Origin of the sequence: Microbacterium sp. NPDC064978, assembly GCF_044543605.1 — a bacterium.
GTDB classification, from domain to species: domain Bacteria; phylum Actinomycetota; class Actinomycetes; order Actinomycetales; family Microbacteriaceae; genus Microbacterium; species Microbacterium meiriae.
Map to the genome: position 1 here is coordinate 725,039 of NZ_JBITWF010000001.1, position 14,921 is coordinate 739,959.

Sequence of the window (14,921 nt, forward strand, 5' to 3'; positions counted from 1 at the left end):
CAGACACATACGCCAAGCTCTCGAAGACGCCCCTCTGAAAGGAACCACGCATGACCAAGCAGTCCATCTTCGGACGGATCTCCACCCTCGTCCGCGCGAACATCAACGCCCTCCTGGACTCTGCGGAAGACCCGCAGAAGATGCTCGACCAGCTCGTCCGCGACTACACCAACAGCATCGCCGACGCCGAGTCCGCCATCGCGGAGACCATCGGCAACCTGCGGCTGCTGGAGCGCGACCACGAGGAAGACGTGCAGGCGGCCACCGAGTGGGGCAACAAGGCCCTCGCCGCCAGCCGCAAGGCCGACGAGATGCGCGGCTCGGGCAACAGCGCTGACGCCGACAAGTTCGACAACCTCGCGAAGATCGCCCTGCAGCGCCAGATCAGCGCCGAGCGGGAGGCGACGAGCGCCGAGCCGCAGATCGCGGCTCAGACCGAGATCGTCGACAAGCTCAAGAGCGGCCTGAACGGCATGAAGGACAAGCTCAACGAGCTCAAGAACAAGCGCAGCGAGCTCCTCGCCCGCGCCAAGGTCGCCGAGGCGCAGACCAAGGTGCAGGACGCGGTCAGCTCGATCAACGTGCTCGACCCCACCAGCGAGCTGGGACGGTTCGAGGACAAGGTCCGCCGCCAGGAGGCTCTCGCCCAGGGCAAGGCGGAACTGGCCGCCTCGAGCCTCGACGCCCAGTTCGAGAGCCTCGAGGACCTCGGGGAGCTCACCGAGGTCGAGGCGCGCCTCGCCGAGCTGAAGGCCGGCGGCAGCGCGCCGCGGCAGGCGCTCGAAGGCAACTGACCCCGTCGCGGATGCCCGGGCGCACGCCCGGGCATCCGCCGTTCCGTCTCCGGGAGGTCTCCATGGTGCGTTTCCTCGTCGTGCCGCAGTGGCAGGGTTCACCCGCCGCCCGCGCGATGCTCCTCATCGACGGCGCGTCGGCCATCGCGGGCGATCTGCCGCGTGCGGCGACGACCGTCCTCGACGTCCCCGTCGAGGCGGGGGAATCGCTGGGCACGGGCGTCCGACGACTCAGCGCGCTCGCGCGGACCCGGGAGCTCGTGGCCGGGCATCTCGGAGCCGGAACCGTGCTGATCGGCGGCGACTGCAGCATCACCGTCGCCGCACTCGACACGCTCCCCGGAGGCACCGACGACCTCGCGGTGGTCTGGTGCGATGCGCACGCCGACCTGCACACTCCGGACACATCACCCTCCGGTGCGTTCTCCGGCATGGCGCTGCGCGCCGTCCTCGGTGAGGGAGAACCGCAGCTCGCCCTCTCCCCCGGCATCCCCCGGGACCGCGTCGTCACCGTGGGCGTCCGGAACGTGGACGACGCCGAGACCGACGAACTGGACCGCCTCCGGGACCTCGGGGTGGCCGACCTGGACGACCCGGGCGCGCTCGCCGACGCCGTGCAGGCCACGGGCGCCCAGCGTGTCTGGGTCCACATCGACGTCGACGTCCTCGATCCCGCGACCTTCACCGGGGTCTCCGCTGCCGTCCCCTTCGGCGTCACCCCGACGTCTCTGAGCACGGCGATCAGAGAACTGCGGGCCCGCGTCCCCTTGGCGGGGGCGACCATCGCGGGCTTCGCGCCCCGTACGCCCGCCGACGCGGTCGACGATCTCGGCGCGATCCTGCGCCTCGTCGGAGCCGTCGCATGAGTCCCAGGGCGGGCTGGGAGAGGATCGCGGCGGAACGCCTCGCCCGCGGGCGCCGGGCGGATCGCCGCATCCCCTCGTTCCTGCTGCGCTCGCCGATCAGCCGACTGGGCTACCTCTGGGGAACGGCCGTCGGCTGGATCTGGGGCACGCTGTGGAGCACCGGTCCGATCGAACGGCGCGGCGGACTCTGGGTCTTCCGCGGCATGCCCCGGTGGACCTTCCACCGCGGCGGCGTCTGCGTCGGCGGGTGCTTCCTCACCGGCGACGCGCGGCCGACCGACGCGGTGCTGCGCCACGAGGCCGTCCACAAGCAGCAGTGGTTGCGCTACGGCTTCCTGATGCCGGTGCTCTACCTGTTCGCGGGACGGGACCCGCTGCGCAACCGCTTCGAGATCGAAGCAGGACTGGAAGACGGCAACTACGTGCGCCCCACCCGCTGACTCAGTTCTCGACAGGAAGCAGACCGAAGCGCTCCGGCACGCGGATGCGGTGCGCGGCGACGCCGAGGCGGTCGGTGAGGTGCTCGACGATGTCGGCCGTGCCGAGGTAGCCGCCGAGCAGTGTGACGTGCGTCTCGACCTCGTCATCCAGCAGCATCTCGTCAGCCCATGCGCACGTGGCTCGGGCCAGCGCCTGACCCGGGGTGCAGCCGCGCCCACTGCCCGGGGCTCCGGAGCGCGCCGAACGCGCGAGCCAGGTGACCGTCATGCGGCCCGGCGCATGGATCACGCCGATGTCGGAGGCATCGGGAACCTCGATGAAGATGCGACCGGACGCACAGAGCGGGAGAGTCGCGAGGAACGCCTCGAGGTCGAGCAGCGAATGCTCGTCGGCGGTGACCAGGTGGTGTGCGCGACGGCGTGCCGCGCGGCGTGCCGCACGCGTGCCCCGGGTGTCGAGCGTGGTGTCCATGGTGATCCCATCGTACACCAAGCGAAGGCTTGCCTAACCTTCGGCGACGGCATCCTCCGACACGGGCTCGACGAGCGCATCGCGCAGAGCGGCGAGCTCGTCATCCGTCATGCCGTTCGCGTGCAGGTAGCCGGCGGCCGACCCCCACCGTTCGTCCACTTCCGCGAGCAGCCGACGCATCACCTCGGCCGGTGAGCGGGTGGCGAGATCCACGGCGTGCACCGCCTCGGGATGCTGGGACCGCAGGTACGCGGCGATGCGCCGTGACCGTTCGGCCGGCAACTGCGACTCGGTGAGAGCGTAATCGGCGATGACGGCTTCCCTGTCGGCGCCGACCGCCGAGAGCGCCAGCGCCACCGTCACCCCCGTGCGGTCCTTGCCCACGGTGCAGTGGACCAGCGTCGGCTCCCCCGCGGCGATCACCCGGACGGCGGCGACCAGCCGCTCGCCGCTCTCCTCCAGAAGATGCAGGTACAGGTCGTCGAGACTCGTGTCGGACTCGAAGAAGGAGCGCACCGACCCGAGGAACAGCGGAAGGTGGGTCGTCTCCGGGCCCTCGATCTCGCTCGGTTCCGCGGCGACCTCCTCGCCGTCGCGGAGGTCGACGATGTGGCGCACCGCCGACCGCAGGCGCGCGGCACCCTTCGTCGTCGCCGTGGAGAGCTGACCGGACCGCAGCAGAACGCCGTGGCGGATGCGTCCACCCGCCGCGGGGATCCCGCCGACGTCCCGGACGTTGGTCACGCCCTCGACGTCGAGGACCGTCACGCGCCCGCCTGAGAGCCGCGCGGGGGCACCGGGTAGCGCCCGGCGATGACGATGCGGTTGAAGGCGTTGATCGACACGCACGCCCAGCTCAGCGCGGCGTACTCCTTCTCTGTGAAGACGCTCCCCACCAGGTCGTAGACCTCGTCCGAGATGCCATCCTCCGCGATGAAGGTGAAGGCCTCGGCCAGCTCGAGCGCGGCACGCTCGCGATCGCTGAACACACCGCTCTCACGCCACACGGCGATCTGGCTGATCGTGTCGGCGTCCAATCCGGCAGCGACCGCGCGGTCCACGTGGATCCGCGTGCAGTAGCTGCACCCGTTCAGCTGCGAGCAGTGGATCATGACGATCTCCTTCAGCCGATCGTCGATCCCGTTCTCGGCACAGATCGTGCCGACCGTCTTCGAGAAGGCGTCGAGGGCCTGATAGGCCGCAGGCTCCGTCTTGGACAGGTGCACGCGCTGTTCGGTCATACCTCCATGATATTCCGGCGATTGCGCGGGAGAGCGGCACCCCGAGGGGAGCTCGAAATGCAGATCGACAAGCATGTTGCGCATAACCTGATCAGAACGCACACCGAATGCCGGTTCTGAATTGTCGATGTGCTCTCGCATTTCCCGTGGTGGCGATTCGGGGCGCAGAATAGCCGCGTGGCGATCGACAGCAGCGAGTTCTCCTATCTTCCCGCACAGGCCGATGCTCTCGGCGTCCCGCTCCCGACGGTGGAGCGACTGACCCTCCCCCTTCCCGACGGCCGGTCCGTGAGCGCGCTGCGCTTCGGCACCGAGGCCCCGCGCATCACGCTCCTGCACGGCGCGGGGCTGAACGCCCACACGTGGGACACGACGGCGCTGGCGCTCGGACAGCCGCTCCTCGCGATCGACCTCGCCGGCCACGGCGACTCCGCCTGGCGTGACGATGCGGACTACTCCCCCCGCACACTCGCCGCGGACGTGGTCGCCGCGCTGGACGCATGGACGTCCCGGCCGCAGGTGCTCGTCGGACAGTCTCTCGGCGGTCTCACCGGCGCCGCTGTCGCCGCGGCCCGACCCGACCTGGTGGCCGCGCTGGTCGTCGTGGACATCACCCCCGGCATCGATGTCTCCGCCGGCCCCGCCGCCCTGCGCGAGTTCTACGCCGGCCCGACGGACTTCGCCAGCCGTGCGGAGCTCGTCGACAAGGCGATGGCCCTCGGATTCGGCGGCACCCGCCCCGAGACGGAGCGCGGCGTCTTCCTCAACACGCGCGTGCGCGCAGACGGGCGCGTGGAGTGGAAGCACCATTTCGCGCACCTCGCGGCGGCCGCGCTGGCCGCTCACGACCCCGGCACCGCGGCGGCCCCCTCGGTGCTGCACGAGACCGGCTGGGATGATCTGGCGGCCGTGGCAGCGCCCGTCACGCTCGTCCGCGCCGAGCGCGGCTTCGTCAGCGCTGCCGATGCGGAGGAGTTCCAGCAGCGGCTCCCCGACGCCCGCGTCGTGGTGCTGGACGCCACGCACAACGTGCAGGAGACGGCACCTCGTGACCTCGCGGCACTCGTCGCCTCCGCGGTCACGGCCGGAATATGACGTTCCGTTCCGCACCCGCCCCGCATACCTCTGCCCGACCCTAGGCTCGTCCCACCGGCACACAGCACCTGCCGCACCGAGAGGAAACACCCATGTTCCGACGTCATCGACGCCTCGCGCTGATCTCCGCGCTCGCGGCCACCGCCGTGATCCTCAGCGCCTGCTCCGGCTCCGCCGCGCCCGCCCCGTCCGCGGGCGGCGAGCCCGACCCCGACGCCACCCTGCACGTCGGTCTCGTGCTCGAACCCACGAACCTCGACATCCGGCACACCAGCGGCGCCGCTCTCGAGCAGGTCCTCATCGACAACATCTACGAAGGACTGGTCAGCCGCACGCAGGAGAACGAGATCGTCGAGCGGCTCGCCTCGGACTACGAGGTGTCCGACGACGGCCTCACCTACACGTTCACCCTCAACGACGGCATCACCTTCCACGACGGCTCGCCCCTCACCTCCGCCGACGTCGTGGCGTCGTACGAGACCGTCCGCACCGACACGACGGTGCAGGGCAACGCGGAGTTCGCGTCCGTCGCCTCGATCTCGGCCCCGGACGCCACGACCGTCCAGATCGTGCTGTCGGAGCCGAACCAGAATTTCCTCTTCTCGCTCACCGGCCCGGCCGGCCTCGTCTTCAAGAAGGGCGACACCACCGACCTCAAGACCGCGGAGAACGGCACCGGGCCCTTCACGCTCACGCGCTGGAACAAGGGCAGCACGATCACCTTCGCCCGCAACGACGAGTACTGGGGCGAGCCGGCCGGCGTCGCCGAGGTCGAGTTCCAGTACATCCCCGACTTCACGGCCGGAGTGAACGCCGCTCTCGCCGGCGACGTCGACGTGCTCACCGCTGTGGACCCCAACCTTGCTCCCCAGCTCGAGGACTCGGGCGACTTCACGCTCACGACGGGCCGCACGACCGACAAGGCCACCCTCGCCTTCAACAACAAGAAGGCCCCGCTGGACGACGTCCGGGTGCGAGAGGCTCTGCGCCTGGCGATCGACCACGACGCGCTCATCGAGGCCGTCGGCGCCGGCACCCCGCTGTACGGTCCGATCCCCGAGCTCGACCCCGGCTACGAGGACCTCTCCGACGTCATCTCCTACGACCCCGACCGGGCGAAGGAGCTGCTCGCCGAGGCCGGCCAGGAGGATCTCGACCTCACCCTGACGATCCCGTCGTTCTACGGCACCACCGTGCCGAAGGTCCTCATCTCGGACTTCGACAAGGTCGGTGTGAACCTCGAGGTCGACTCCGTGGAGTTCCCGACCTGGCTCGAGGACGTCTACACCAACAAGGACTACGACCTCAGCTTCGTCCTGCACGTCGAGCCGCGGGACTTCGGCAACTTCGCCAATCCGGACTACTACTTCGGCTATGACAACGCCGAGGTGCAGGACCTCTACGCGCAGGCGATGGCAGAGGTCGACGCGGACGCCTCCGCGAAGCTCCTCGCCGAGGCGGCCCGCATCGTCTCCGAGGACCACGCGGCCGACTGGCTCTACAACGGCCAGACGATCACCGCCGTGAGCCCGCTCGTCAGCGGCTTCCCTGAGGACTCGATCAACTCGCGCATCGACCTCGCGGGTGTGACCGTCTCCGCGGCGAGCTGACGACGGCCGACTCCCCGTGCTGCGTTACGCGCTCGTCCGAGGGGCCCTGCTGATCGCGGGGCTCCTCGTGTCGAGCGCGCTCATCTTCCTCACGCTGCGGGTCTTCCCCGGCGACGTCGCGCAGCTGATCGCCGGCACGCAGGCCTCGCCCGCCGAGGTCGAGGCCCTGCGGGAGTCACTGGGCCTGAACCAGCCCCTGCTCGAGCAGTACACCGACTGGATCGCCGGCATCCTCCGGGGCGACCTCGGCACGTCGTTGCTGTCCGGCGCATCCGTCGGCGAGGAGCTCCTGCTGAAGGCGCAGGTGACCGTCCCGCTCGGGATCATGTCGCTGGCGATCGCCGTGCTGATCGCCGTCCCCTTCGGGATCCTCGCCGCCCTGCGGCGCGGCCATCGCGACGGTACCGCCCTCAGCGTCGGCGCGCAGGCGCTCGCGGCGGTGCCCGTCGTCTGGGCGGGCATGATGCTGATCGTGGTGTTCTCCGTGTGGCTCGGCTGGCTGCCGCCCCAGGGCTTCCCCCGCACCGGATGGTCCACGCCGGGCAGGGCGATCGAGGCGCTGCTGCTGCCCGCCCTCACCATCGGCATCGTCGAGGGGGCCATGCTCATGCGCTTCGTGCGCAGCGCGACCCTGCAGGCGGCCGGGCAGGACTTCGTCCGCACCGCGGCCGCCAAGGGACTGACCAAGACCCGCGCCCTCATCCAGCACGGCATCCCCGCGGTCGGGCTCTCCATCATCACGGTCCTCGGCCTCCAGGTCGCCGGGATCATCGTCGGCTCGGTCGTGATCGAGCAGTTGTTCACGCTTCCGGGCATCGGCCGCATGCTCGTGACCGACGTCGGCACCAGGGATCTCGTCAAGGTGCAGAGCGAGCTGCTCGTGCTGACCGGCTTCGTGCTGGTGGTCGGCTTCCTCGTGGATCTGCTGCACCGGGCGATCGATCCTCGACAGCGGGAGGCCGCATGAGCGCGCGCTGGTTCCCCCGGCTGTGGCGGACCTCGACCGGTCGCTTCGGGCTGATCGTCATCGCCGTCGTCGCGCTGGCGGCCGTCGTGTCGCTCTTCTGGACGCCGTTCGACCCGCGGGCCTCGAACATCGGCGACCGCTGGCTGCCGCCGAGCTGGCCGCACCTGCTCGGCACGGACGACACCGGTCGCGACATCCTGAGCCTGCTCATGGCCGGGGCGCGGACGACCGTGTTCGTCAGCGTGGGTGCCGGACTCGTCGCGACGCTCGTGGGCATCGCCCTCGCCGCCCTCGGCGCCCTGACCACCCGCCTCGTCCGGGAGACGGTGGCCGTGCTCGTCGACATCCTCATCGCCTTCCCCGTGCTGCTGATCGCGATGATGATCTCGTCGGTGTGGGGCGGTTCGCTCTGGGTCGTGATCTGGGCGGTGGGGATCGGGTTCGGCGTGAACATCGCGCGGGTCACGCGTCCGGAGCTGCGCCGCGTACAGCAGAGCGACTTCGTGCTCGCGGCGCGCGCGTCCGGCCTCACCCCCGCGCAGAACCTCGTCCGTCACCTCCTCCCGAATGTGGCGCCGGTGTTCATCGTGCAGCTGTCGTGGTCGATGGCCGTGGCCGTCCTCGCGGAGGCCGGCCTGTCCTACCTCGGGTTCGGCGCTTCGGTCGTGGAGCCCAGCTGGGGGCTGCTGCTCGCCGATCTGCAGCGTTACATCGGTGTGCATCCCCTCACGGTGATCTGGCCCGGACTCACCATCACCCTCACCGTGCTCGCCCTCAACCTGCTCGGCGACGGGCTCCGCGAGGCCACGGATCCCACGCTGCGGCACCGCGCCGCCGAGACGCACACACCGGCGGTGGTCGCATGAGTCTGACGGTCGAGGATCTCGTCATCGAGATCGACGGACGGCGCGTCGTCGACGGCGTGTCGTTCCAGGTGCCCGACGGCGCGCGCCTCGGCGTGATCGGCGAGTCGGGCTCCGGCAAGTCCCTCACCGCGCTCGCCGTCCTCGGGCTCCTGCCGGACGGGGCGACAGCGCACGGGAGCATCCGGTGGGACGACACCGAGCTGATCGGGATGCCGGACCGCGATCTCGCCCGACTGCGCGGCGACGACATCGGCATCGTCTTCCAGGAGCCGCGGACCGCGCTCAACCCGATCCGCACCGTCGGCCGCCAGATCGCGGAATCCATCCGCATCCACGAGGGCCTCGGGCGGCGCGAGGCGCGCGACCGGGCGATCGCCGAAGCCGCCCGCGTCCGGCTTCCCGACCCGGAGACCATCGTCGACCGGTACCCGCACCAGCTCTCCGGGGGTCAGCGGCAGCGCGTGGCGATCGCGATGGCCCTCGCCTGCCGTCCGCGGCTGCTGATCGCGGACGAACCCACGACCGCCCTGGACGTGACGATCCAGGCGGAGATCCTGTCGCTGCTGCTCCGGCTCGTGGCCGACGAGGGCATGTCGCTGCTGTTCATCACGCACGACCTCGCGGTGCTGTCCCAGGTGGCGACCGCGGGCGTGGTGCTGGAGCACGGTCGCGTCGTCGAGAGCGCCCCGGTGTCGCGGCTGCTGACCGCGCCCTCCTCGCCGGTCACGCAGGGCCTGCTGCGGGACGCGACCGCGACGCTGTGGCGCCCCGACGGAGGCACGGCATGAGCCTGATCGAAGCACGAGGGCTGCGGCGGGACTTCGTCCTGCCGAAACGGACGGCGTTCGAGCGCACACGGCGGCAGACGGCGCTGGAGCCGACCGATCTCGACGTCGCCGAGGGCGCCTCCGTCGGGATCATCGGCGAGTCCGGATCCGGGAAGTCGACCCTCGTGCGGCTCCTGCTCGGGCTCGACCGTCCGACCGCGGGGAGCGTGTCGGTAGACGGCCGGACCGTCGATGCCACTGCCTCCGCACGATCGCTGCACTGGTTGCGCCGGCAGACCGGACTCGTCTTCCAGGACCCCTACGCCTCCCTCGACCCCCGGATGACGGCCGGGCAGATCGTGCGGGAGCCGCTGTGGGCACTCGGCATCGACGGAGATCATCGCGCCAGGGTACGAGAGGTCATCGCCCAGGTCGGCCTCGACCCCGAGATGGGCGACCGCTATCCGCACGAGTTCTCCGGCGGGCAGCGGCAGCGGATCGCCCTCGCCCGCGCGCTCGTCCATCGTCCGCGGATCCTCGTCGGCGACGAACCACTGTCGGCGCTGGACGTCACGGTGCGCGCGCAGATCCTCGAGCTCCTCACGGAGCTGCGGGTCGCGGACGAGTTCACGCTGCTGCTCGTGTCCCATGACATCGGTGTGGTGCAGAACCTCTGCGACACGGTCGTCGTCATGAAGGACGGCCGCATCGTCGAGCGGGGTCCGACCCGCGACGTCCTTCTGCACCCATCGGCGGACTACACCCGCACGTTGCTTTCCGCGATCCCCGTCATCCCCGACGCCTGATCGTCGACCCACCCCCTTGCGTGCCTCCCACCCCGTTGCGCGCGTCCGCAAGGGGCCGGGGCGCACACAAAGGGGTGGGTCAGCGCGGGAAGAGCGAGAGGCGACGGCGGGGGCGGGACGGGCGCAGGGCTCGGCGCAGGTAGACGGTGCCCAGGTCACGACCGAACTTCCGGCCGAGCCGCCCCATGCGCCCGGCCTCCTCGAAGCCGAGCTTCTCGTGCAGCCGGATCGAGGCGTCCGCCCCTTGATCGCTGACGACGGCGACCATCTCGCGCAGCCCGCGCTGTTCGCAAGCGTCGATCAGGGCCTGCAGGAGAGCGGAGCCGAGTCCCTTCCCCGCCGCGCCCGGCCCGAGGTAGATGGAGTCCTCCACCGTGTACCGGTAGGCGTTCTTCCCGGCCCACGGCTGCGCGAGGGCATAGCCGAGGATCGCGCCGGAGGGCGACACCGCCACGAGGAAAGGCAGCCCGAGCCGCTCCAGGAGCGCGAACTTGTCTCTCCAGTACGGGATGCTGCTGCGGCGCTCGTCCAGAGTGACGGCCGAGTTGCTGACGAAGTGGTTGTAGATCTCGCGCACGTGCGGGAGATCTACGGCCCTGGCGGGGCGGATCGCGTACGAGAACGTGTCCGGCGCGGCGGCCGGTCGCAGATGACGCGGGAGAACGCGACGACGGTCCCCGGGCTCGAACTGCATGGGCTCAGCTTAGGGAGCCGGGCCCCTCACCCTCCACCCTCCAGTCCACCGGAGCGCCGCCGAGCTCTTCCAGGAGCGCGTTCGCGCGGGAGAAGGGGCGGGAGCCGAAGAAGCCGCGGCTGGCGGAGAGCGGGGACGGATGCGCCGAGGCGATCACCGGGGTGTCACCGAGGAGAGGCTGAAGGTTCGCCGCGTCACGCCCCCAGAGGATCGCGACGAGCGGCTGGTCGCGCGCGACGAGGGTGCGGATCGCGAGCTCCGTCACCTGCTCCCACCCCCAGCCGCGGTGGGAGGCCGCGGCTCCGGGGCGGACCGTCAGGACGCGGTTCAGCAGCAGCACGCCCTGATCGCTCCACGCCGTGAGGTCGCCGTGCGGCGCGGGCGACAGCCCGAGGTCCGCTTCGCGCTCCTTGTAGATGTTCATCAGGCTCCGCGGCAAGGGGCGCACGTCGCGGTCGACGGCGAACGACAGCCCGATCGGGTGGCCGGGGGTCGGGTAGGGGTCCTGACCCGTGATGAGCACCCGGACATCGGCGAGCGGTCGCTGGAAGGCCCGCAGCACGTTCGGTCCCGCGGGAAGGTACCCGTGACCCGCGGCCTGCTCGGCGCGCAGCCGCTCCCCGAGCGCCGTGATGGTGTCCTGCACCGGGGCCAGCGCCTCCGCCCACCCCGCGTCGATCAGTCCCTCGTCCGCGAGCTCGGCGAGGGCACGTCCTCCGGTCACTCGACGGGCCGGACCCGCAGCGGTCCCCGCGCGAGCAGGTGCTGCGCCGACTGGGCGACCGGCCGCATCGTGATGAGGTCGAGGTTCACGTGAGCGGGGGCCTCCAGGGCATAGGCGATGACGTCCGCCACATCCTCGGCGCGGAGGGGCGCCTCGACGCCCGAGTACACGGCCTCCGCCGCGACGGCGTCGCCCCCGAGCCGGTTCAGCGTGAACTCCTCGGTGTGCACCATGCCCGGAGCGACCTCGGCCACGCGGAGGGGCTCGCCGTTCAGCTCCTGTCGCAGCGCCCGGACGAGCATCGCCTCCGCAGCCTTCGCCGCGTTGTACCCCGCACCACCCGGGTAGGCGGTCTGCGCAGCCGTCGAGGTCACGAAGAGGAGGTCGGCGTGACCGTCCGCGTCCGCGGTGCGACGCAGCAGCGGCAGCAGCCCCGCCACGAGGCGCTGCGTGGCGAGCACGTTCGCGTCGTACATCCACTGCCAGTCGGCGAGCGCGGCGTCCTCGACGCGGTCGGTCCCCCGCGCGCCGCCCGCGACCTGGACGAGGGCGTGGACCGGGCCCGTGCGCTCCAGCTCTCCGACGAGCGCCGTCACCGCGGCGTCGTCGGTCAGGTCGCAGGCGATGGTCGACGCCCCTGTCTCGGCGGAGAGAGCGGCGAGGCGGTCCGCACGGCGCGCGACGCCGACGACGTCCCACCCCCGCGCCCGCAGCACCCGCACCGTCGCCTGACCGATCCCGGAACTCGCACCTGTCACCACTGCACGTCTGTTGGCCATGTCCTCCACCGTACGATGTCCGCGCGGGTTCCGCCCGTTCCGGGCCGCACGCCGTGTTACGTCACATTTCCCGGTCGCTGTTGACACGGCGCGATATTCCGTACTCTCGCTGCAAGGGCACCAGCCCATCCGACCTTCCGACCGTTCCAGGGGGAACACATGTCCGCACCCGAGACCTGGCGTTTCGAGACCAAGCAGATCCACTCGGGCGCCGCCCCCGACCCCGTCACCAAGGCCAGGGCGACACCGATCTACCAGACCACGTCCTACGTGTTCGACAGCGCCGACCACGCCGCGAACCTCTTCGCGCTCGCCGAGTTCGGCAACATCTACACCCGCATCCAGAACCCGACCCAGGACGTCCTGGAGCAGCGCCTCGCCGCGCTCGAAGGGGGCACCGGCGCCCTCGTCCTCTCCAGCGGCCAGGCCGCCTCGACCTTCGCGATCCTCAACATCGCGCAGGCCGGCGACCACTTCGTCGCGTCGAGCTCGATCTACGGCGGCACCTACAACCTGTTCAAGTACACCTTGGCCAAGCTCGGCATCGAGGTCACCTTCGTCGAGAACCAGGACGACCCGGAGGAGTGGCGCCGCGCCGTCCGTCCGAACACGAAGCTCTTCTTCGCGGAGACGATCGGCAACCCGCAGATCAACGTGCTCGACATCCGCACGGTCGCCGACATCGCCCACGAGAACGGCGTCCCGCTGATCGTCGACAACACCATCGCGACGCCGTACCTGATCCGTCCGTTCGAGCACGGCGCCGACATCGTCGTCCACTCGATCACGAAGTTCCTCGGCGGCCACGGCACCACGATCGGCGGCGTCGTGATCGACGGCGGTTCGTTCGCGTGGTCGGAGAACGTCGAGAAGTTCCCCGGGCTCACCGAGCCGGACCCGTCGTACCACGGCGCCAGCTACACGGCCGCAGTCGGCGACCCGCTCGCCTACATCATCAAGGCCCGCGTGCAGCTGCTCCGCGACCTCGGCTCGGCCATCGCCCCGCAGAGCGCGTGGAACCTCATCCAGGGTGTCGAGACGCTGTCGCTGCGCATCGAGCGCCACGTGCAGAACGCCCAGGAGATCGCCGAGTGGCTGGACAGCCGCGACGACGTGGCCGGGGTCAACTACTCCGGCCTTCCCTCCTCGCCCTGGTACGCCACGGCGAACGAGTACGCCCCGAAGGGCGTCGGCGCCGTGCTGTCGTTCGAGCTCAAGGGCGGTGTCGAGGCCGGACGCGAGTTCGTCAACAGCCTCTCCCTGTTCAGCCACCTCGCCAACATCGGCGACGTGCGCTCGCTCGTCATCCACCCGGCCTCCACGACGCACGCCCAGCTCACGCCTGAGCAGCAGCTCACCGCGGGTGTGACCCCCGGCCTCGTGCGCCTGTCCGTGGGCCTCGAGAACATCGAGGACCTCAAGGCGGATCTGGACCAGGCGCTCGCCGCCGCGCGTGCCGTCTCGGAGGCCGCGCGCGCCTGACCCGCACGCCCTCCACGAAGGCCCCGGACCGCACGGCTCGGGGCCTTCGTCGTGCCCGTGTCGTAACCTGCGGGCCGAGACCCACCGGCCAGGCGAGAATGGAGACATGGACTGGCAGACGACCTCCGAGGACACGGTGCCGTCGGCACCGGTGACGGAGGCCGACGTCCGGCTGCTCCGTGCCCGCCCGCCGGCCACCGGCGCCTGGCGGGACGGCGATCCCGTCGGCGGCCGCCGCTTCGCCGCGTTCGGCGCCTTCACCGCGGAGAGCGGAGCACAGCTTCCCGGCATCCGCCTCGCCTACGAGAGCTGGGGCGAGTTGAACGCCGCCCGCGACAACGCGGTGCTCGTCCTGCACGCCCTCACCGGCGACAGCCATGTGCGCGGCGAGGCCGGCGCCGGCCACCCGACCGCCGGCTGGTGGGAGGACGTCGTCGGCCCCGGTGCGCCGCTCGACACCGACGAGTGGTTCGTGATCGCGCCGAACATGCTCGGCGGCTGCCAGGGATCGACGGGGCCGGCAAGCATCGCCCCGGACGGCTACGAGTGGGCGTCGCGCTTCCCCTACCTCACCATCCGCGACCAGGTCGCCGCGCAGGTGCGCCTGGCCGACGCGCTCGGCATCGACAGCTGGGCGGCGGTGATCGGCGGCTCGATGGGCGGCATGCATGCGCTCGAGTGGGCCGTGTCGCAGCCCGACCGGGTGCAGCGGCTCGCGGTGCTCTCCTCTCCCCCGGTCACCACCGCCGACCAGATCGCGCTCAACACCGTGCAGCTGGAGACCATCCGCATGGACCCGCGCTACCAGGGCGGCGAGTACTACGACCTCGCGGACGGCGACGGTCCGCATCGCGGCCTCGCCCTCGCCCGCCGCATGGCTCTGCTGAACTACCGCAGCCCGATCGAGCTCAACCAGCGGTTCCAGCGCTCCTGGCAGTCCGACGTGTCGCCGCTCGGCCACGGCGGGCGCTTCGCGGTGGAGTCGTACCTCGACTTCCATGGCAACAAGTTCACGCGGCGCTTCGATGCGAACAGCTACGTCACCCTCGTCGAGGCGATGAACTCGCATGACGTCGGTCGCGGCCGCGGCGGCGTCGAGGAGGCCCTGAAGGCGGTGACCGCGAAGACCCTCGTCCTCGGCATCGACAGCGACCGCCTCTTCCCCGTCGACGGGCAGCAGCGGATCGCGCGGAGCATCGCGAACGTGCTCGACGGCGAAGCGGTGGTGCTCACGAGCGACTTCGGCCACGACGGCTTCCTCATCGAGACCGAGGCCGTCGGCGCGCACCTACGGCGTCTGCTCGACGCCTGAGCCGCG

General features: G+C 70.8%; 17 protein-coding genes. 11 read left to right on the forward strand and 6 right to left on the reverse strand.

The window, feature by feature from the left end:
- The first annotated feature begins 50 nt into the window (after positions 1–50).
- From ACIGJI_RS03790 to ACIGJI_RS03800, 3 genes are all read left to right on the forward strand, one after another.
- Positions 51–794 (forward strand): PspA/IM30 family protein, encoded by a 744-nt coding sequence (locus ACIGJI_RS03790; RefSeq protein WP_187663768.1) that lies wholly within the window; start codon positions 51–53, stop codon positions 792–794.
- Between the two features lie 62 nt (positions 795–856).
- Positions 857–1,660, forward strand: a complete 804-nt coding sequence (locus ACIGJI_RS03795) for an arginase family protein (RefSeq protein WP_363444522.1) — start codon at positions 857–859, stop codon at positions 1,658–1,660.
- Positions 1,657–2,100 (forward strand): Fe-S oxidoreductase, encoded by a 444-nt coding sequence (locus tag ACIGJI_RS03800; RefSeq protein WP_363444525.1) that lies wholly within the window; start codon positions 1,657–1,659, stop codon positions 2,098–2,100. Before ACIGJI_RS03795 ends, ACIGJI_RS03800 begins: the two co-directional genes overlap by 4 nt.
- 1 nt (position 2,101) lies before the next feature.
- Here ACIGJI_RS03800 and ACIGJI_RS03805 read toward each other — a convergent pair whose 3' ends face one another.
- Genes ACIGJI_RS03805 through ACIGJI_RS03815 form a run of 3 tightly spaced genes read right to left on the reverse strand, consistent with a single transcriptional unit; the run spans position 2,102 to position 3,813 of the window.
- Entirely contained in the window at positions 2,102–2,572 is a 471-nt protein-coding gene (locus ACIGJI_RS03805) for a siderophore-interacting protein (RefSeq protein ID WP_259955111.1), read from the reverse strand.
- Between the two features lie 33 nt (positions 2,573–2,605).
- The gene (locus ACIGJI_RS03810) at positions 2,606–3,340 is read right to left on the reverse strand and encodes a tyrosine-protein phosphatase (protein WP_363444528.1); all 735 of its coding nucleotides are present in this window, start codon (positions 3,338–3,340) and stop codon (positions 2,606–2,608) included.
- On the reverse strand, positions 3,337–3,813 hold the full coding sequence (locus tag ACIGJI_RS03815; protein WP_292796748.1) for a carboxymuconolactone decarboxylase family protein: 477 nt from the start codon (positions 3,811–3,813) through the stop codon (positions 3,337–3,339). The genes ACIGJI_RS03810 and ACIGJI_RS03815 overlap by 4 nt, the downstream gene beginning before the upstream one ends.
- A 177-nt stretch (positions 3,814–3,990) precedes the next feature.
- Between ACIGJI_RS03815 and ACIGJI_RS03820 the strand changes: the two genes are divergently transcribed.
- The 6 genes from ACIGJI_RS03820 to ACIGJI_RS03845 all read left to right on the forward strand — a co-directional run bounded on the left by ACIGJI_RS03820 (position 3,991) and on the right by ACIGJI_RS03845 (position 9,924).
- Positions 3,991–4,908 (forward strand): alpha/beta hydrolase, encoded by a 918-nt coding sequence (locus tag ACIGJI_RS03820; protein ID WP_363444531.1) that lies wholly within the window; start codon positions 3,991–3,993, stop codon positions 4,906–4,908.
- A 92-nt stretch (positions 4,909–5,000) separates the two neighbouring features.
- Positions 5,001–6,518, forward strand: a complete 1,518-nt coding sequence (locus tag ACIGJI_RS03825; protein ID WP_363444534.1) for an ABC transporter substrate-binding protein — start codon at positions 5,001–5,003, stop codon at positions 6,516–6,518.
- Positions 6,519–6,534: 16 nt separating this feature from the next.
- A complete protein-coding gene (locus tag ACIGJI_RS03830) occupies positions 6,535–7,485 on the forward strand; it encodes an ABC transporter permease (RefSeq protein WP_363444537.1) in 951 nt (316 codons plus the stop codon).
- Positions 7,482–8,351 (forward strand): ABC transporter permease, encoded by an 870-nt coding sequence (locus ACIGJI_RS03835; RefSeq protein WP_363444540.1) that lies wholly within the window; start codon positions 7,482–7,484, stop codon positions 8,349–8,351. The genes ACIGJI_RS03830 and ACIGJI_RS03835 overlap by 4 nt, the downstream gene beginning before the upstream one ends.
- Positions 8,348–9,139 carry an ABC transporter ATP-binding protein gene (locus ACIGJI_RS03840; RefSeq protein ID WP_187663759.1) on the forward strand — a complete coding sequence of 264 codons (792 nt, stop codon included), beginning with the start codon at positions 8,348–8,350 and terminating at the stop codon, positions 9,137–9,139. Before ACIGJI_RS03835 ends, ACIGJI_RS03840 begins: the two co-directional genes overlap by 4 nt.
- Positions 9,136–9,924 carry an ABC transporter ATP-binding protein gene (locus ACIGJI_RS03845; protein ID WP_363444543.1) on the forward strand — a complete coding sequence of 263 codons (789 nt, stop codon included), beginning with the start codon at positions 9,136–9,138 and terminating at the stop codon, positions 9,922–9,924. Before ACIGJI_RS03840 ends, ACIGJI_RS03845 begins: the two co-directional genes overlap by 4 nt.
- A gap of 79 nt (positions 9,925–10,003) precedes the next feature.
- On the opposite strand, the gene ACIGJI_RS03850 is transcribed toward ACIGJI_RS03845, so the two are convergent.
- From ACIGJI_RS03850 to ACIGJI_RS03860, 3 genes are read right to left on the reverse strand one after another with little or no spacing between them, the layout of a single operon-like run.
- Positions 10,004–10,618 carry an N-acetyltransferase family protein gene (locus tag ACIGJI_RS03850; RefSeq protein ID WP_366243925.1) on the reverse strand — a complete coding sequence of 205 codons (615 nt, stop codon included), beginning with the start codon at positions 10,616–10,618 and terminating at the stop codon, positions 10,004–10,006.
- A gap of 4 nt (positions 10,619–10,622) precedes the next feature.
- On the reverse strand, positions 10,623–11,342 hold the full coding sequence (locus ACIGJI_RS03855; RefSeq protein ID WP_363444546.1) for a uracil-DNA glycosylase: 720 nt from the start codon (positions 11,340–11,342) through the stop codon (positions 10,623–10,625).
- Positions 11,339–12,121 (reverse strand): SDR family oxidoreductase, encoded by a 783-nt coding sequence (locus ACIGJI_RS03860; protein WP_187663755.1) that lies wholly within the window; start codon positions 12,119–12,121, stop codon positions 11,339–11,341. The genes ACIGJI_RS03855 and ACIGJI_RS03860 overlap by 4 nt, the downstream gene beginning before the upstream one ends.
- A 159-nt stretch (positions 12,122–12,280) precedes the next feature.
- Between ACIGJI_RS03860 and ACIGJI_RS03865 the strand changes: the two genes are divergently transcribed.
- Positions 12,281–13,603 carry a bifunctional o-acetylhomoserine/o-acetylserine sulfhydrylase gene (locus tag ACIGJI_RS03865; protein WP_259955127.1) on the forward strand — a complete coding sequence of 441 codons (1,323 nt, stop codon included), beginning with the start codon at positions 12,281–12,283 and terminating at the stop codon, positions 13,601–13,603.
- Positions 13,604–13,709: 106 nt separating this feature from the next.
- Positions 13,710–14,915, forward strand: coding sequence for a homoserine O-acetyltransferase (locus ACIGJI_RS03870; protein ID WP_363444549.1), 1,206 nt, complete (start codon positions 13,710–13,712; stop codon positions 14,913–14,915).
- The last annotated feature ends 6 nt before the right edge of the window (positions 14,916–14,921 follow it).